Origin of the sequence: Arthrobacter sp. NQ4, assembly GCF_029077345.1 — a bacterium.
GTDB lineage: Bacteria > Actinomycetota > Actinomycetes > Actinomycetales > Micrococcaceae > Arthrobacter.
Genome location: NZ_JARETC010000001.1, coordinates 403506 through 420670, shown reverse-complemented (window position 1 = coordinate 420670; position 17165 = coordinate 403506). Strand labels below are relative to the sequence as shown.

Annotated in this window: 16 protein-coding genes and 1 tRNA gene; 9 read left to right on the top strand and 8 right to left on the bottom strand. The window is 66.7% G+C overall.

Features of this window, described 5'->3' with window-relative positions:
• Window positions 1-83: 83 nt before the first annotated feature.
• From exaC to PUN51_RS01980, 4 genes are all read left to right on the top strand, one after another.
• On the top strand, window positions 84-1607 hold the full coding sequence (gene exaC, locus PUN51_RS01995) for an acetaldehyde dehydrogenase ExaC (RefSeq protein ID WP_275179689.1): 1524 nt from the start codon (window positions 84-86) through the stop codon (window positions 1605-1607).
• 41 nt (window positions 1608-1648) lie between these two features.
• Window positions 1649-2671: an alcohol dehydrogenase AdhP gene (adhP, locus tag PUN51_RS01990; RefSeq protein WP_275179688.1), complete on the top strand. Its 1023-nt coding sequence runs from the start codon at window positions 1649-1651 to the stop codon at window positions 2669-2671.
• A complete protein-coding gene (locus PUN51_RS01985) occupies window positions 2671-3078 on the top strand; it encodes a DUF779 domain-containing protein (RefSeq protein WP_159631220.1) in 408 nt (135 codons plus the stop codon). Before adhP ends, PUN51_RS01985 begins: the two co-directional genes overlap by 1 nt.
• A 174-nt stretch (window positions 3079-3252) precedes the next feature.
• Entirely contained in the window at window positions 3253-4815 is a 1563-nt protein-coding gene (locus PUN51_RS01980; protein WP_159631222.1) for an amino acid permease, read from the top strand.
• Between the two features lie 134 nt (window positions 4816-4949).
• Here the strand turns inward: PUN51_RS01980 and PUN51_RS01975 are convergent, their stop codons facing one another.
• The 3 genes from PUN51_RS01975 to PUN51_RS01965 all read right to left on the bottom strand — a co-directional run bounded on the left by PUN51_RS01975 (window position 4950) and on the right by PUN51_RS01965 (window position 7713).
• A complete protein-coding gene (locus PUN51_RS01975) occupies window positions 4950-5585 on the bottom strand; it encodes a DUF2461 domain-containing protein (protein ID WP_275179687.1) in 636 nt (211 codons plus the stop codon).
• A 138-nt stretch (window positions 5586-5723) separates the two neighbouring features.
• Window positions 5724-7220, bottom strand: coding sequence for a catalase (locus PUN51_RS01970; RefSeq protein WP_275179686.1), 1497 nt, complete (start codon window positions 7218-7220; stop codon window positions 5724-5726).
• Between the two features lie 7 nt (window positions 7221-7227).
• Window positions 7228-7713: a Fur family transcriptional regulator gene (locus tag PUN51_RS01965; RefSeq protein ID WP_224026722.1), complete on the bottom strand. Its 486-nt coding sequence runs from the start codon at window positions 7711-7713 to the stop codon at window positions 7228-7230.
• 80 nt (window positions 7714-7793) lie between these two features.
• Between PUN51_RS01965 and PUN51_RS01960 the strand changes: the two genes are divergently transcribed.
• Window positions 7794-9065, top strand: coding sequence for an MFS transporter (locus PUN51_RS01960; RefSeq protein WP_275179685.1), 1272 nt, complete (start codon window positions 7794-7796; stop codon window positions 9063-9065).
• A gap of 28 nt (window positions 9066-9093) precedes the next feature.
• Window positions 9094-9960 (top strand): zinc metalloprotease HtpX, encoded by an 867-nt coding sequence (htpX, locus tag PUN51_RS01955; RefSeq protein ID WP_275179684.1) that lies wholly within the window; start codon window positions 9094-9096, stop codon window positions 9958-9960.
• Between the two features lie 29 nt (window positions 9961-9989).
• Here htpX and efeB read toward each other — a convergent pair whose 3' ends face one another.
• The 4 genes from efeB to PUN51_RS01935 form a co-directional block, all read right to left on the bottom strand.
• Window positions 9990-11366 carry an iron uptake transporter deferrochelatase/peroxidase subunit gene (efeB, locus tag PUN51_RS01950; RefSeq protein WP_374114908.1) on the bottom strand — a complete coding sequence of 459 codons (1377 nt, stop codon included), beginning with the start codon at window positions 11364-11366 and terminating at the stop codon, window positions 9990-9992.
• Complete coding sequence (efeO, locus tag PUN51_RS01945; RefSeq protein ID WP_275179683.1) at window positions 11363-12556, bottom strand: iron uptake system protein EfeO; 1194 nt, start codon at window positions 12554-12556, stop codon at window positions 11363-11365. The genes efeB and efeO overlap by 4 nt, the downstream gene beginning before the upstream one ends.
• A 30-nt stretch (window positions 12557-12586) precedes the next feature.
• Window positions 12587-13447: an iron uptake transporter permease EfeU gene (gene efeU, locus PUN51_RS01940; RefSeq protein ID WP_275179682.1), complete on the bottom strand. Its 861-nt coding sequence runs from the start codon at window positions 13445-13447 to the stop codon at window positions 12587-12589.
• Between the two features lie 257 nt (window positions 13448-13704).
• A complete protein-coding gene (locus PUN51_RS01935) occupies window positions 13705-14196 on the bottom strand; it encodes a YajQ family cyclic di-GMP-binding protein (RefSeq protein WP_159631240.1) in 492 nt (163 codons plus the stop codon).
• Between the two features lie 184 nt (window positions 14197-14380).
• Between PUN51_RS01935 and PUN51_RS01930 the strand changes: the two genes are divergently transcribed.
• The 3 genes from PUN51_RS01930 (at window position 14381) to PUN51_RS01920 (ending at window position 15775) form a co-directional block, all read left to right on the top strand.
• Window positions 14381-14635 carry a hypothetical protein gene (locus PUN51_RS01930; protein ID WP_224026718.1) on the top strand — a complete coding sequence of 85 codons (255 nt, stop codon included), beginning with the start codon at window positions 14381-14383 and terminating at the stop codon, window positions 14633-14635.
• A 166-nt stretch (window positions 14636-14801) separates the two neighbouring features.
• Window positions 14802-14883: transfer RNA gene (locus PUN51_RS01925), tRNA-Tyr, on the top strand.
• Between the two features lie 466 nt (window positions 14884-15349).
• Entirely contained in the window at window positions 15350-15775 is a 426-nt protein-coding gene (locus PUN51_RS01920; RefSeq protein WP_159631244.1) for a CBS domain-containing protein, read from the top strand.
• An 85-nt stretch (window positions 15776-15860) separates the two neighbouring features.
• Here PUN51_RS01920 and PUN51_RS01915 read toward each other — a convergent pair whose 3' ends face one another.
• Window positions 15861-16862, bottom strand: a complete 1002-nt coding sequence (locus PUN51_RS01915; protein ID WP_275179681.1) for a LysM peptidoglycan-binding domain-containing protein — start codon at window positions 16860-16862, stop codon at window positions 15861-15863.
• Window positions 16863-17165: the final 303 nt, after the last annotated feature.

The following is a 17165-nucleotide window of genomic DNA, read 5'->3' as shown; positions in this document are numbered from 1 at the left end:
CTGCAACCTCCCCGCTCCTACGCTGGCTTCATCGGCGAGCGCCCCTATGGGCCAGCCTTCTGCACAGCAAAGGAGCTAAGCACATGACCGTTTACGCACAGCCGGGAACCGACGGTTCGAAGGTCACCTTCAAGGACCGCTACGAGAACTGGATTGGCGGCGAATGGGTGGCCCCGGTGAAGGGCCAGTACTTCGAAAACATCACCCCGGTGACGGGCAAGGCGTTCTGCCAGGTGGCCAGAGGCACCGCCGAGGACATCGAGCTCGCCCTGGACGCGGCACACAAGGCCGCACCCTCCTGGGGCAAAACCTCCGTGGCGGAACGCGCCGCCATCCTGAACAAGATCGCCGACCGCATCGATGAGAACCTCGAGATGCTCGCCGTGGCCGAAACCTGGGACAACGGCAAGCCCGTCCGGGAAACCCTCAACGCCGACCTGCCGCTGGCCTCGGACCACTTCCGCTACTTCGCCTCCGCGGTCCGCGCCCAGGAAGGCAGCCTGTCCCAGCTCGATGACAACACCACCGCCTACCACTTCCACGAACCGCTCGGCGTGGTGGGCCAGATCATCCCCTGGAACTTCCCCATCCTGATGGCCGTCTGGAAGCTTGCTCCCGCGCTCGCCGCCGGCAACACCGTGGTGCTCAAGCCCGCCGAGCAGACGCCGTCATCAATCCTGGTGCTGATGGAACTCATCGGGGACCTGCTGCCCGCCGGCGTGATCAACGTGGTCAACGGCTTCGGCGTCGAGGCCGGCAAGCCGCTGGCCTCCAGCTCCCGGATCCGGAAGATCGCCTTCACCGGTGAAACCACCACCGGCCGGCTCATCAGCCAGTACGCCAGCCAGAACCTCATCCCCGTCACCCTGGAACTGGGCGGCAAGAGCCCCAACATCTTCTTCAACGACGTTGCCCAGGAAAACGACGCCTTCTACGACAAGGCCCAGGAGGGCTTTGCCCTGTTCGCCTTCAACCAGGGCGAAGTCTGCACCTGCCCCTCGCGGGCCCTCGTGCAGGAGGACATCTACGAGTCCTTCATGGCCGATGCCGTGGCCCGGGTGGAGAAGATGATCCAGGGCAACCCGCTGGACACCGAAACGCAGGTTGGCGCGCAGGCCTCCAACGACCAGCTGGAGAAGATCCTGTCCTACATCGACATCGGAAAGCAGGAAGGCGCCAAGGTGCTCACCGGCGGCGCCCGTGCCGAACTCCCGGGCGACCTCGCCGGCGGCTTCTACGTCCAGCCCACCGTGTTCGAGGGCCACAACCGGATGCGGATCTTCCAGGAGGAGATCTTCGGCCCCGTGGTGGCGGTGACCCGGTTCAGTGACTACAACGACGCCATGGGCATCGCCAACGACACCCTGTACGGCCTGGGCGCCGGCGTCTGGTCCCGCAACGGCAATGTGGCCTACCGCGCCGGCCGCGAGATCCAGGCCGGACGCGTTTGGGTGAACAACTACCACGCCTACCCGGCAGGCGCCGCCTTCGGCGGCTACAAGTCCTCAGGCATCGGGCGCGAGAACCACGCCATGATGCTGGACCACTACCAGCAGACCAAGAACCTCCTGGTCAGCTACGACGAAAACAAGCTGGGCTTCTTCTAAGCCCCAGCCCGCACCACTACAACGACGCAAGGACTTCGCCAATGACGACGACAATGCAAGCAGCAGTAGTAACCGAATTCGGCGCCGACCTGTCGGTCAAGGACATCGCCATTCCCTCGCCGGGGCCGGGACAGGCCCTGGTCAAGGTCCTGACCACGGGCGTCTGCCACACCGACCTCCATGCAGCGGAAGGCGACTGGCCGGTCAAGCCCTCGCCTCCGTTCGTTCCCGGCCATGAGGGCGTGGGCGAGGTGGTTGCCCTCGGCGACGGAGTTTCCGACCTCGCCGTCGGTGACCTGGTGGGCAATGCGTGGCTGTGGTCAGCCTGCGGCGACTGCCAGTACTGCCGTACGGGGTGGGAAACACTGTGCGAGGCGCAGCAGAATGGCGGGTACAGCGTGGACGGCTCCTTCGGGGAGTACATGCTGGTGGACTCCCGGTTCGCGGCGCGCATACCGGCGGGATCCGACCCCGTCGAGGTGGCGCCGGTGCTTTGCGCCGGCGTCACCGTCTACAAGGGGCTGAAGATGACCGAGACCCGGCCGGGCCAGTGGGTCACCATTTCCGGCATCGGCGGCCTGGGGCACATCGCGGTCCAGTACGCCGTGGCCATGGGACTCCGGGTTGCGGCCGTGGACATCGCCGACGACAAGCTGGCCCTGGCCAAGGCCCACGGCGCTGAACTCACGGTCAACGCCCTGCATGAGGACCCGGTGGAAGTAATCCAGCGGGAGACAGGAGGCTGCCATGGAGTCCTGGTCACTGCGGTGCACCCGTCAGCGTTCGGACAGGCCATTGGGATGGCCCGCCGCGGCGGCACCATCGTGTTCAACGGACTGCCGCCGGGGGATTTCCCGGCGCCGATCTTCGAGATTGTGCTCAAGGGACTGACTGTCCGCGGCTCGATCGTCGGCACGCGGCAGGACATGGAGGAAGCCCTTGACTTCTATGCCCGCGGCAAGATCCACCCCACTGTGTCCGTGCGGGAGCTGTCGGAGGTCAACGCCGTGCTCGATGAGATGAAGCACGCCAAGATCGACGGCCGCGTGGTGCTGAGGTTCTGATGCCGGCTGAAGGGCTCGCTGCCGCCGTGACGCTGCCCGGGGAAGATTTCTCCCGGGTGGCGCTCACGCCGGCTGCCGTGGATCTGCTCCGGATGCTTTGGGACAAGCATGGCCCGCTCATGTTCCACCAGTCCGGCGGCTGCTGCGACGGGTCCTCGCCCATGTGCTATCCGGCCGGGGACTTCATCACGGGGGACGCGGATGTCCTGCTGGGGCTGTTCGACCTTTCGGACGGTCTGCAGCCCCTGCCGCTGGAGTTTTGGATGTCCCGGGAGCAGTTCAACTACTGGAGCCACACCCATCTGACCATCGACGTCGTACCGGGAAGAGGGAGCGGCTTTTCCGTTGAAGCGCCTGAAGGTAAACGCTTCCTGATCCGGTCAACGCTGATGGACTGGCCGTCCTAGGAAGTTCGACCAACTGCCACTCGGGGCTCTCCATTCGGAGGGCCCCGAGTGCATTGGCAGAAGAATATTCGGCATCGGGGCCGTCTCACTATTCGGGACGATTGGGACCGTCCAGTGGATGGACAGTATCGTTGATAGGTCTGTTTCCCTCACAAACCAGGATTGTGACCCCCAATGAACCTTCTGCGGACAAAATCCATCGAGCAGTCGATTGCCGACGCCGATGAGCCCGGACGCAAGCTCAAGCGTTCCCTCAGCACCTGGGACCTCATGATTATGGGCGTCGCCGTTGCTGTCGGCGCCGGCATCTTCTCGGTCGGCGCAAAGGCCGCCGCCAACTTTGCAGGTCCCGCCGTTACGCTGTCCTTCGCGATTGCGGCCGTCACGTGCGCGCTGGCCATCATGTGCTACGCCGAGTTCGCCACGGCCATTCCCGTAGCGGGATCCGCCTACGTCTTCACGTACGCCACCATGGGTGAGCTCCTTGCCTGGATCATCGGCTGGAACCTGATCCTGGAACTGTTCACCGCCGCCGCCGTGATCGCCAAGTACTGGGGCATCTACCTCAGCAAGGTGTTCGCCCTCACCGGCCTGGACATCCCGCCGGCCATCTCGCTGGGGGGCGTGGACCTCTACTGGGGCGCATTCCTGATCGTGGCCATCTTCACCGTGCTGCTGGTGCTGGGCACCAAGCTCTCCGCCCGTGTAGGCAACGTCTTCACCCTGATCAAGATCGCGGTGGTGCTGTTCGTGATCGTGGTGGGCTTCACCTACGTGAAGTTCGAGAACTACACCCCCTTCGTTCCGGCAGCTGAGCCCACGGGCGGCACCGGCGCTGCGGACGTCCTCAAGCAGTCCTTCTTTGGCTTCCTGACCGGAGCTGCCCCTGCCCAGTACGGCACCATGGGCATCTTCGCCGGTGCCGCCCTGGTGTTCTTCGCCTTCATCGGCTTCGACGTGGTGGCCACCTCCGCAGAGGAAGTGAAGAACCCGCAAAAGACGCTGCCCCGCGGCATCTTCGGCGGCCTGGCCCTGGTCACGCTGCTCTACATCCTCGTGTCCCTGGCCCTGACCGGCATGGTGTCCTACACCCAGCTGGCTGAAGCCAAGAGCCCCACCCTCACCACGGCCTTCGAGGCAGTGGGAGACACCTCCGCGGCCAAGGTCATCGCCTTCGGTTCCCTGGTGGGCCTGACCACCGTGATCATGGTGCTCCTCATGGGCCTGTCCCGCGTGGTGCTGGCCATGAGCCGCGACGGCCTGCTGCCCCGGGCGCTGTCCAAGACCAGCGACAAGCGGTCCACTCCCGTGCGCCTCCAGGTCATCTGCGGTGCCGCGGTGGCGCTGGTTGCAGGCCTCACCAACGTGGACCTGCTCGAGGAAATGATCAACATCGGTACGCTGTCCGCGTTCGTGGTGGTCAGCCTGGGCATCCTGGTGCTCCGCAAGAAGCGCCCGGACCTGAAGCCGGCCTTCCGGGTTCCGTTCGGCAAGGTGCTGCCCATCGTCTCTGCGGTGCTGTGCCTCTACCTGATGACCAACCTCGCTGTGGAGACCTGGATCTTCTTCGCCTTCTGGCTGGTGCTGGGCCTGGCCATCTACTTCGCCTACGGCCAGCGCCACTCGCGGCTCAATGAGCGTTTCGCCGAGGCCAACGCGAGCGTCAATGGCGCGCCCGGCGCGGCTCCCCGGAAAGCCGCGGAGCCTGAAGACGAGGACGAACTGAGCCGGACCTGACGGCCCGCAACTCCCGCTGTTGACCTGCCCGCCCGGCCTGCGCCGGGCGGGCAGCCGCGTTTCCGGGCGGTCCGTGCTTCCGTGCGGTCCGCATTTCCGGCTGCCACACAGCCCGGTTCAGCGCTCCCGGCCGGTCACGGCGCCGCGTACCGTCCCACCCATTCCACGAGCGGCCGCAGCTGCCGCCAGCGTTCCGCGATCTGCTCCTTCGCGGCCGGTGTGGACACCCACTCCGGCTGGCCTACCTCGACACCCGCGGACAGCGATTTGTGCTTGAGCAGTTCGGCGCGGGGATGGTCCTTGTCGAAACCCCGCGGGACGGTTTTCAGCTTCTCACCCTCGATGGCAAAACCGGCCCCGGCCACGGCATCCACAATGTCCTGCAGGGCTGCGCCGCTGGCGGAAGCGTCAGCGGCCGCGCGGAACCGGGCCAGCTGCGCGGGAGTGTGGGAGTGGTAGCCGCCGCCGATCAACAGCCCGTCTGCGTTGATTTGAAGGTAGAAACCCACGCCTTCCTGGCGTGCGGCGAAGGCTCCCTGGGCGGTCTTGTACGGTGATTTGTCCAGCGAGAATCGGATGTCCCGGTTGGGGCGGAAGAGTTTGGCAGGTCCGAACTCGGGCTCCAGCTCGGAGAGCAGGAGGGTGAGGGGCTCCTTGACCGAGGCGTCGTACGTGGCTTTGTGTTCCAGCCACCAGTCGCGGTTGTTGTTGTCCTCCAGCTGCGCGTAGAAGCGGAAGGCTTCCGGGGGAATGCCTGCGAAAGTGTTCATCTACGGAGCCTAGGGCCGCCGTCCCCAACCGGCCAGATCCCCGGCGCCGTATGTGCACAACCGGAGCCGGACAGCAGAACACCCCGCCACGGAAGACCGTGACGGGGTGTTCTTTAATTCAGCCGGCAGGAGGCCTGACTAGCCGATCTTGTTGGCGGACTCAGCGTCCGAAGCCGGAGCCGACGGGGCGGCACCGGCGCCGAGGTTGGCGCGGAGCTTGGCGCCCAGCTCGGCGTCGACGTTGGTCCAGTACTGGATGGCACGTTCCTTGATGTCGGAGCGCTTCACGCCGCCCACAGCACCGGTGATGGTCTCCAGGAAACGGGCCTTTTCACCTTCGTTGTAGACCTCGCGGTACAGCGCGCCGGCCTGGACGAAGTCGCCGTCCTCGGCGTGGAGGGAGTGCGCGGCGAGGGTCAGCTCGCCGTCGTTCTCCCAGCCGCCGGCCGGGTTCTGCGGCTCAACGGCAGCCGGGCCGCCAAAGGTATTCGGCGCGTAGACCGGAACGGAGGGGGCGTTGAAGAGGAAACGTCCCTGGCCGTCCTGGCTGTAGTTGTTGACCTGGTTCTTGGGCTGGTTCACCGGGATCTGGGCGTGGTTGGTGCCCACGCGGTAGCGGTGTGCGTCCGCGTAGGAGAAGATGCGGGCCTGCAGCATCTTGTCCGGGGAAGCGGCGATGCCGGGCACGAAGTTCGACGGCGCGAAGGTGGCCTGCTCGATCTGCGCGAAGTAGTTCTCCGGGTTCTTGTTCAGCTCCATGGTGCCCACCTTGATCAGCGGGTAGTCCGCGTGCGGCCACACCTTGGTGAGGTCGAACGGGTTGAAGCGGTAGGTCTTGGCATCCTCGTACGGCATGACCTGCACGTGCAGGTCCCAGGACGGGAAGTTGCCCGCAGCGATGTTCTCGGACAGGTCGCGGATGTAGAAGTCCGCGTCGGAGCCGGCAAGCTGTTCGGCCTGCTCGGAGCTCATGGAGTTCACGCCCTGGTTGGACTTGAAGTGGTACTTGACCCAGAAACGCTCGCCCTCGGCATTGATCCACTGGTAGGTGTGCGAGCCGTAGCCCTGCATCTCGCGCCAGGAGGCGGGCAGACCGCGGTCGCCCATCAGCCAGGTGACCTGGTGGGCGGACTCGGGGGACAGGGTCCAGAAGTCCCACTGCATGTCGGCGTCGCGCAGGTGCGTGCCGGGCAGGCGCTTCTGGGAGTGGATGAAGTCCGGGAACTTGATGCCGTCGCGGATGAAGAAGACGGGGGTGTTGTTGCCCACGAGGTCGTAGTTGCCCTCGGTGGTGTAGAACTTCACGGCGAAACCGCGGGGATCGCGCCAGGTGTCCGGGGAACCGTTCTCGCCGGCCACGGAGGAGAAGCGGATCAGCATCTCGGTCTCGACGCCAGGCTGCAGGAACGCTGCCTTGGTGTACTGGGAGATGTCCTCGGTGGCCTTGAACGTACCGAATGCGCCGCCGCCCTTGGCGTGCACTACGCGCTCCGGAACCCGCTCACGGTTGAACTGGGCGAGCTTTTCCACCAGGTAGTGGTCGGTCAGGATGATGGCACCATCGGCACCAACTGACTTCGAGTGTGCGTCGGACGTAACCGGTGCACCTGACTGGGTTGTGGAAACGGCAGTCATTGTTCTCCTATTTCTCTTTTTCTTGCGAGGGACTGGGGGGAGGTAGCTGTTGGGCCTGCTGGCATTCCTGGCAGATGCCCTGGTACATGACGTCCGCAATCTGGATGGTCATCGGCTTGGCGTCCGGGTTCCAGTGCGGTGTAAGGCAGGGGGCGTGGCCGACGGCGCAGTCCACGTCTTCCACGCGGCCGCAACTGATGCAGATGGCGTGGTGGTGGTTGTCGCCCACCCGCGTTTCATACAGTGCGGGGGAGTGCGGCGGCTCGAACCGGCGCAGCATGTGCAGGTCCGTCAGGTCGCCGAGGACCACATAGACGGACTGGGCCGTGAGTTCCGGCAGTTCCGTCCGGGCGGCGGCAAGGATGCTTTCGGCTGGGGAATGCGGGTGGCGTTCGACGGCGGCGAGTACAGCGAGCCGCTGCTTGGTCACCCTGCGGCCATGGGCGCGCAGGGCTGCAGCCCACGCTTCCTGGCCATCAAAGTGCTCCGTCATGGCTCCATTGAAGCACTTATTATTACTAACTCACAATAAGGCTCGGCTTACCTTCCCTCGCTGCCCGCTAATGTTGCGGGGTGGGGAAAATACTTGCCGATGTCACGCCGCTCAAGGAAAGCCCCGCATTCCGCCGGCTGTGGCTGGGATCGGCAGTGTCCGCCGTCGGCAGCCAACTCACCCTGGTGGCCGTGGGCCTTGAGGTGTACCGGCTGACCCAGGACAGCTTCTACGTTGGCCTGCTGGGCATCTTCGCGCTGGTTCCCCTGGTTGTGGGCGGCCTGATGGGCGGCTCCATCGCGGACGCGCACGACCGCCGCCGCATCGCCCTGCTGGCCTCCACCGTCCTCTGGCTGACCACCGGCCTGATCGCGCTGCAGGCATGGCTGCAGCTGGGCAACGTGTGGGTGCTGTACCTGCTGGTGGCGCTGCAAAGCGGGGCCCAGGCCATCAACCAGCCGGCCCGCAGTGCCATCATTCCGATGCTCATCCGCAAGGAACTCCTGCCGGCGGCCAACGCCCTGAGCATGCTGTCCCTGGGCCTGGCCATGACCGCCGGGCCGCTGCTGGCCGGTGTCCTGGTGGCGTGGCTGGGGTTCGGCTGGACATACACCATCGACTTCGCCAGCTTCGCGTTCGTCCTCTGGGCCGTCTACCGGCTTCCGCCCATGCCACCCGCCGGAACCCGCAGCAAAGTGGGACTTCGTTCCGTGGTTGAGGGTTTCCGCTTCCTGGGAACGCGCCCCAACCTCCGGATGACCTTCATCATCGACCTCGTGGCCATGATCCTTGCCCAGCCGCGGGCGCTGCTCCCCGCCGTCGCTGCCCTCATGATCGGCGGCGGCGAGGCGACCGTGGGCATCCTGCTGGCCTGCACCGCCGTCGGGGCCTTCCTGGCCGGCCTGTTCTCCGGTCCGCTGGGCAGCGTGCGCCGCCAGGGGACCGCCGTCGTGGTTTCCGTCATGGGCTGGGGTGCGTCCATTGGTGCGTTCGGCCTGGTGGTGCTGCTCGCCGGGCCCGCGCCGGACGGCGCCGTCACCCTGTGGCTCCTGCCCGCCGCCTTCTGCTGTGCGCTGGCTGGGATCGCCGACTCCATCAGCAGCGTCTTCCGGAACACCATCCTGCAGGCCGCGGCCCCGGACCACCTGCGTGGACGCCTGCAGGGCGTGTTCATTGTGGTGGTGGCCGGCGGGCCGCGGATCGGGGACCTGCTGGCCGGCGGCGCGACTAAGCTTTTGAGTGAGGGCTGGGTCCTGCTGGTTGGCGGTGCGTTGTGCATCGCGGGGGCGTGGCTGGCGGCGAAACTGCAGCCCGGTTTCCGGAAGTACGATGCCCGGAACCCGGTGCCCTAGCAAGCCGTTCCTTAAGCAAGGAGGAAACGTGCACAACCATCACAACGGCCTGAAGACCGCGGCGCTTTTCGGGGTGCTGTGGGCAGTCCTGCTGGGCCTCGGTGCGATCATCGGCGTCGGCACCCGCAGTTCGGCGCCCATCTGGATCATGGCCCTGATCGGCGTCGGCACCACGTTCTACGGGTACTGGAACAGCGACAAGATCGCCATCCGCTCCATGCAGGCCTTCCCGGTGACCGAAGCCCAGGCGCCGCAGCTGTACCAGATTGTCCGCGAGCTCTCTATGCGCGCCAACCAGCCCATGCCGCGGATCTACGTCTCGCCCACCATGAACCCCAACGCCTTCGCCACCGGCCGCAACCCGCAGAACGCCGCTGTCTGCTGCACCGAGGGCATCCTGCAGCTGCTGGACCCGCGCGAACTCCGCGGAGTCCTGGGCCACGAGCTCATGCACGTCTACAACCGCGACATCCTCACCTCGTCCGTGGCCGCAGCGGTCGCCGGCGTGATCACCTCGGTGGGGCAGATGCTGCTGTTCTTCGGCGGCGGAGACCGGCGCAACGCCAACCCGCTGGCCATGATCGCCATGGCCCTGCTGGCACCTTTCGCGGCGTCGCTGATCCAGATGGCCATCTCCCGCACCAGGGAGTACGACGCCGACGAGGACGGTTCGCAGCTCACCGGCGATCCGCTGGCGCTCGCCTCAGCCCTGGCCAAGATCGAGCGCGGCGTCAGTATTGCCCCGCTGCCGCAGGACCAGCGGCTGGTCAACGCCTCGCACCTGATGATCGCCAACCCGTTCCGCGGCGGCGGCATGAACAAGCTGTTCGCCACCCACCCGCCCATGCGGGACCGGATCGCCCGGCTGGAGCGGATGGCGGGCCGGCAGCCGTAGCCGGGACCCGCCGTCGGACATCCGAGCGGCTATGCGAACAGCCCGTCCCCGATGAATCCGCCGGGCTTCACCCCGCCGGGAACGGCGAACAGCCCCGAGCCCGTGTGCTTCAGGTACTCCACGGCCAGGGTGTCGCCCTTGGCCATTGCCATCTGCATGGGGACGTAGTGGCTCCGGGGATCGGTGACGAAGGCGATGAAGAACAGGCCGGCATCGAGGTGGCCTACGCCGTCGGAACCGTCCGTGTAGTTGTAGCCCCGGCGCAGCATCCGGACGCCGCTGTTCTGGCTGGGGTGGGCCATCCGCATGTGGGAATCGAGCGGAATCAGGGGTTTGCCGCCTTTGCCTTGCCGGGTGAAGTCGGGCTCGGTGAATTCCTCGCCGCCGGACAGGGGTGCGCCCGTGCCCTTGGTCCTGCCGATCAGGCCCTCCTGCTCGCCCAGCGACGTCCGGTCCCAGGTCTCGATGTGCATCCGGATCCGCCGCGCCACCAGGTAGCTGCCGCCCGCCAGCCAGGCATCTTCAGGCCGGCCGGCCGTGGCCCACACGTGCTGGTCCAGCAGCTGGTCGTCCTCGACCTTGAGGTTGTTGGTGCCGTCCTTGAAGCCGAAGAGGTTCCGCGGGGTCTGCTGGGCGCGGGTGGTGGACGAGGTCCGGCCGAATCCCAGCTGGGACCACCGCACCCGGACTTTTCCGAACCCGATCCTGGCCAGGTTCCGGATGGCGTGGACGGCCACCTGGGGGTCGTCGGCGCAGGCCTGGACCACCAGGTCGCCGCCGCTGCGGGCCGGGTCCAGGTCGTCGCCGGGGAAGTGCGGCAGGTCGATCAGGGCCTCGGGCCGCCGGCCGTCCAGGCCAAACCGGGGCACGCCGTCCTTTTCGAACAGCCCGGCGCCGAAGCCGAAGGTCAGGGTCAGCTTGCCCGCGTTGAGGTCCAGGGCCTCGCCGGTGTCCTCGGGCGGGGCGCCGTAGGGGCCATCCACCGCGCCGGTTGCGCCGGCCGGGCGGCCTTCGGCCAGGGCTTCGGCCGCGCGTGTCCAGTCCTTGAGCAGCTGGATGAGTTCTTCGCGTTTGGTGGTGGTGACGTCGAACGCGGCCATGTGCAGGCGGTCCTGGGCGGGGGTGGTGATGCCGGCCTGGTGGTCCCCGTGGAAGGGGACCACCGGACTGTCGGCGGCGGGAGGGGCCGCGGAGGCCGCCACCGCGTCGTGGCCAAGGAAGCCGGCCGCCAGTCCTGCCGCAGCCCCGCCCAGTCCGGCGATGCCAAACAGTCCGCGCCTGCTCAGGCGTGCGCCCGCCGTCGGCCGTTCCCCGTTCTCGGGGTCCAATGGTGCCTGGGCGGAAGCGGGGCCGGTGGCCGGCTCCGATGCCTCCGGCGCCCGGCCGCTGAACGGGCAGCCGGTCACAGGACCACCGCCGCCGTCAGCCGGGACAGGGGCTCCCCAAGGGCGTCCACCAGGGAGGCCAGCCGCTGGACCTGTTCCGGCGTCAGCTTGTCGTAGGAGGTGAAGGCGGCGCCTTGGGCATGGGTGGCGAGTTCGGCCTGCAGCGCGGCGAACTTCTCATCCAGCGATGCGGCCAGGGCGGCGTCCTTCTGCCGCAGGGCCGGCTTGAGGTTTTCGAACGCGATGCGGGCACCGTCCACGTTCGCCTGGAAGTCCCAAAGGTCCGTGTGCGACCAGATTTCCTCTTCACCTGTCGCTTTTCCGGTGGCAACTTCATCCAGGAGCTCCTTGGCGCCGTTGCCCAGCATGTCCGCGGAGATCTCCAGTGTGCGGGTGCGCTCAACGAGGTCCTTGGTGTCGGCCACCATGCGGTCGGCGATGGCTGAGCGCTCGGCGGCGGTCAACGCCGTGTAGCCGGCGGGCGGGAACAGGTCCTTCTCGGCGCGGTGCCACCCGGTCCACTCCTGGCCCGGCTCGAGATCGGCCTCGCGGGCGTCAAGCTGCGGGTCCAGGTCCCCGAAGGACTCGGCGACGGGCTCAATCCGCTCCCAGTGCTGGCGCGTTGCGGCGTACAGCCCGCGCGCCGTCGCCGCGTCACCGGCAGCGAAGGCCGCGGCGAACTGTTCGGTCCCGGTGAGCAGCTGTTCGCCCTGGTCCTTGACGTAGGACGCGTACTGCGTGGTGGCGGTGTCGAGGAGGTGCTGGAAATCCGCGTCCGCCGGCCGCTGGTTGCCGGACGGGGTGACCTCCAGCGCAGCCCTGATCCCGTCGCCTTCCATGCCGGGCTTGCACGCGGTGGTGTAGGTGCCGGCGGGTGCGGTCACCACCAGGTTGCGGCTCAGGCCCGGGCCGATGTTCTCCACCTCGCCAAGGATGCGCAGCCCGTCCGCGGCCAGCAGGTAGAACTCCGTGACTTCGGTACCCTCATTCTTGACCGAGAACGTGAGGTTGCCGCTGGGCACGCTGGTGGCGGAGACCTTGCATTCGCTGTTCGAGCTGACGACGTCAATGGCGCCCCCGGCAGTGTCCGGGGCCTTGGTGTTGTCCGTGCAGCCCGTGAGGATCAACGGCACGGCGAAGACGGCGGCGGCCAGGGAAGCGATTTTCGTCCCGGGGACGCGGGCGTTTTTGGGCAGGGTGAAGCCAGGCATGGGGATTCCTTTGGTGCGGGTGAGGGGGATTTAGGCGGCGGCTACGGCCTTGACGGCATTGTTGTTGTGGGAGCCGGCGGGGCCGGGCGGTGCTTTGCGGTTGATCCGGAGGTACAGGAACAGCACGGGCAGCACGTAGAGCAGCCAGGCTCCGGCCTCCAGCCAGGTGGTGGCGGGGGAGAAGTTGAGGGTGCCCTTGAGCAGGGTGCCGTACCAGGACGACGGCGGGACGGCGCCGCTGATGTCAAAGGCCAGGGAGTGCAGGCCCGGGAGTAGTCCGGCTTCCTGGAGGTCGTGGATCCCGTACGACAGGACGCCGCCGGCGATGATAATCAGGGCCGCGCCCGTCCAGGTGAAGAAACGCGAGAGGTTCACTTTCAGGACGCCCCGGTGCAGCAGGTAGCCGAAGCCGGCCGCAGCGGCCAGGCCAAGGAGGGCGCCGACGAGCGGCTGGGTGGATTCGCCCGTGGCCTTGGCTGCTGCCCAGAGGAAGAGGGCTGTTTCCAGGCCCTCGCGTCCCACCGCGATGGCGGCCACGACGGCCAGCCCCCAACCTGCTCCGCCCGCGGACCTGTCCACGCGGGATTTCAGGTCGCTGCCCAGCGTCCGTGCGGTGCGTGCCATCCAGAAGACCATCCAGGTCACCAGGCCGACGGCGGCGATGGACAGGGTGCCGCCGATGGCCTCCTGCGCTTCGAAGGTGGGCCCCTTGGGGCCGAAGGTCAGCAGGGCGCCGAAGGCAACGGACACTGCAACGGCCGCTGCCACGCCCACCCACAGCCGGGGAATGAGATGGCGGCGGTCCGTTTTGGCCAGGTAGGCCATGAGGAGGACCACCACCAGGGTGGCTTCGAGTCCTTTGCGCAGGCCGATCAGGAAATTGGCAGTCATGGAGTGTTCTTTCGCTCAGGCTGCCCTTACTTAGGCAGGCCTAAGGAAGAGATTACCCGGCGCCGTCGATTACGCAAACTAAACGTGCCGTAATTGTCCCCAGGTTACCCTTCCGGGCCCCAAGCGCCCTGGCAGCTCCGCGCTGCGTAAAGCAGGGGGAACATGCAGAAAGGCCGGCGCACCCGGAATGCGGGCTGCACCGGCCTCTAGGCGTGGCGTGTAACTTTTTCCGCGTCGAAAACGACGGCGGCGGGTGACTAGCTGCGGAAGTTCACAAACTGCAGGTCTGCTTCCTCGAAGTCCTTCAGCAGCGCCATGGTGGCCTGCAGGTCGTCACGCGACTTGGAGGAAACACGCAGTTCGTCGCCCTGGATCTGCGACTTGACCGACTTGGGTGCTTCGTCGCGGATGAGCTTGTTGATCTTCTTGGCCAGGTCCTGGGCAATGCCTTCCTTGATGGAGGCCTCCAGGCGGTACTCCTTGCCCGAGGCGTAGGGTTCCCCCTCGTCCAGGGACTTCAGCGAGATGCCGCGCTTGATCAGCTTGGACTGGAAAACGTCCAGGACGGCCTTGACGCGCTCTTCCGAGTTGGCCTTCATGAGGATCTTCTCGCCGCTGAAGTCGATCTCGGCGCCCACGCCCTTGAAGTCATAGCGCTGGGCGATTTCCTTCTGGGACTGGTTGAGCGCGTTGGCCACTTCCTGCTTGTCCACTTTGCTTACGACGTCGAACGTTGACTCGCCTGCCATGACTCTCCTTTGTTGATGGGAGCCCCGTGCGGATACAGGGCCTGGATCACTGGCATCCAGCCTAATACGGATGGCCGGGCCGGTGGGGCGGCGCATTCACAGTTCCCTCTCAGCGGACGCACCGGGGGAACGAAGGAGGGCTGGCGAGAGTTGGAGCAGTTGGACCGCAGTTGAAGGGAACACCATGCACCGCAAAGCCGCCCGTTACGTTACCCGGAGCACCAGTACGGCAGCAGGGGCGGTGGCTGCCGCAGCGTCCTCGGTGGCGGCGGCTGCAGTGGCGGCCTCAATTGTCTTCAGTCCCGTGGCGGATGCCTCTGCCCGGATGGACGGGGTCCGCGCCGACCTCCAGCGGGCTGTGCAGCTCAACCAGATCACCGAGGAGCAGGCGCTCAGCTTCGAAGCCAAGCTGGCGGGACGGATCCTGGGGGAGGCCTGAGGGCCGGAATTCCCCGCCGTTTTGCTGGTTTTGCGGCCACGGAAGGCCCGATTCGATTCTTCGCCGGAAGTTCTGTAAAGTTGTCTTGCCCGCGGTTACTGAAGCGGGAAGGACCGGAAACGGACCCTTCCGCCCACTGCATCGGCGGGTACTTCTTTTGAAGTTCGGCAGATTACCCGAGCGGCCAAAGGGGGCTGACTGTAAATCAGCTGGCAACGCCTACGGGGGTTCGAATCCCTCATCTGCCACCCAAGGAGAAGCCTCCGGAACCATCAGGTTCCGGAGGCTTTTTCGTTCCCGCCCCGAACGCGCCATCACGTCCGGTCCCGGATCCGGGGACGCGCGATCACGTCCCGTCCCGGATCCGGGGACGCGCGATCACTTCCCGTCCCAATCCCGGGGACGCGCGATCACGTCCGGTCCCGGATCCGGGGACGCGCCATCACGTCCCGCGTATCCCGCAGTCCGCAGGGCACGTGGCCGCGGCAGTATGTCGGCGCGCTTCACCAAATCTGATGGGGCATCGGCGCGGAAGCGCCGGGAAGTGATGGGGCGTTGGAAGGGAAGCGGCGGGAAGTGATGGGGTGTTGGAAGGGAAGTGGCGGCAACGCTCCATCCGCCGTCGACACCATGTTGGTGCGGGCGTAATCTGGCAGCATCGGCGCATGTGCTCCGATGCCCTGCGTCGATAATCCATCGATGAAGGAGGATTCAATGAGTGCTGTACGTGAATTCATGACCACTGACGCGCGGTGCGTCAGGGAAACAGAGTCACTGACGGACGCGGCCCGCATGATGATGGACCTCGACTGCGGAGCGCTTCCCATTTGCGGTGACGACGGCAAGCTGAAGGGCATGATCACTGACCGTGACATCGTGCTCAAGTGCGTTGCCGCCGGCCGCGACCCCGGCCAGATGATGGCCCGCGAGCTCGCTGCCGGCAAGCCGTTCTGCATCGACGCCGACGCCAACGTTGATGCAGCCATCGACATGATGGAGCAGCACCAGGTCCGCAGGCTCCCGGTGATCTCGGACCACAAACTGGTAGGCATCATCAGCCAGGGCGATATTGCCCGCAACTACTCCGAACAGCGTGTGGGCGAACTGGTGGAGCACATTTCAGAACGCCACGGCGTGTAGCGTGCCATTGGCGCGTCATTGGCTTGTCCGCGGATCCGGCCCTTGAAGGCCCGGATCCGCGGACAAGCTTATGAATTCCGGAATTTCAGTTCAGCGCGACCAGGAGCATGGTGCTGGTCCCCGGAATGCAGGTCTGCAGGATCGCCCGGGGAAAGCCGCCGAACACCGAGATGACGTCATTGGTGGTTCCGGGATTTGGCACTGTGCCGCGCCCGGTCACCGTGTACGTTCCGTAACCCGGGATGCTCACAGTCTCACCCACGCCGATTCCCGAGAACCGGGCCCAGCCACCGCAGAAATCGTGTTCGGTAATGAACAGGGAGTAGCCGTCATTGGGGGTGTAGTGGATGGGCCCGATGCAGGCGTCCACCATGGACTGGCCACCCGAACCGGCCACGTAGATGGTCCGGACGGCAGGAGCCGCCGGCGCAACGGCGGCCGGAGCGGACGCCTGCGCAGCAACCGGTGCCGCTGCGGGGGCGGGCGCGGCAGCCGGAGCAGGAGCAGGCTCGGCAACTGCGATCGGCGGGCCCGTCAACAGGAGCGTTTCGCCCGGGTAGATGAAGCTGTAGGCACTCAATCCGTTGGCCCCGAGCATGGCATTCATGTCCACGCCATGGCTGGCCGCGATCGCCCCGACGGTGTCGCCCTGGACCACCGTGTACAGGTTGGGGTCGCCGGCAGGTTCGGGGACCGGCGCGGGCGCAGGCTCGGGTGCTGCGGGCGGCGGAACCGGAGCCGGGTCGGCCGGTGGGGCCGGCGCTTCGGCGGCCGGAGCGGCCGCCTGCGCGGCCACTGCTTCCGCCGCGCCGGGAGCGGCTGCAGGAGGTGTTGGGGCGGCGCTGCTTGCCGACGGCGGCGCGGGTGCCTCTGCTACCTGCGCCGCCGCCGTCGTGCTCCCGTTGAGGGACGCGGGCGGCGCCGCCATGGCCCCGACGCCCACCGCCGCCACCACCGCTGCCGTGGCCATGCCGGCCCATAGTTTGTTGCTGATGACCGGCCGGCCGGTGGTGAGGTCGGTCCGGGGTTCGTCGGTGGCGAAGCTTCTGCTGGTGCCGTCGGGGGAGGGGAGGGAAGGCTGGTTCATGGGTTGCCCATCAGTGTTCGGTCCCGCCGGGGCGCTGCGTGCACACCAGGACGCTGGACGAAGCGAGATGTTATTGCGCCGCCGGCTCCGGCGGGGGCCGGAGTCGGAAGCGGCGCAGGTTGGAGGCATCCGCATACCCAGAAAATGCGGGGCTCCGCGTGACGGCAGGAGCTCCCGGAAGCCACCCGGGGGACCTGCCAGTGCGTGTTGGTCCTAGGAATCCCGAGTCTAGGAATGGGGCAACGCAGGGGCACCAGTAGGGGTTACCCGATTTTGCTGGCCCGCTACTCGCCCGGAACGGGG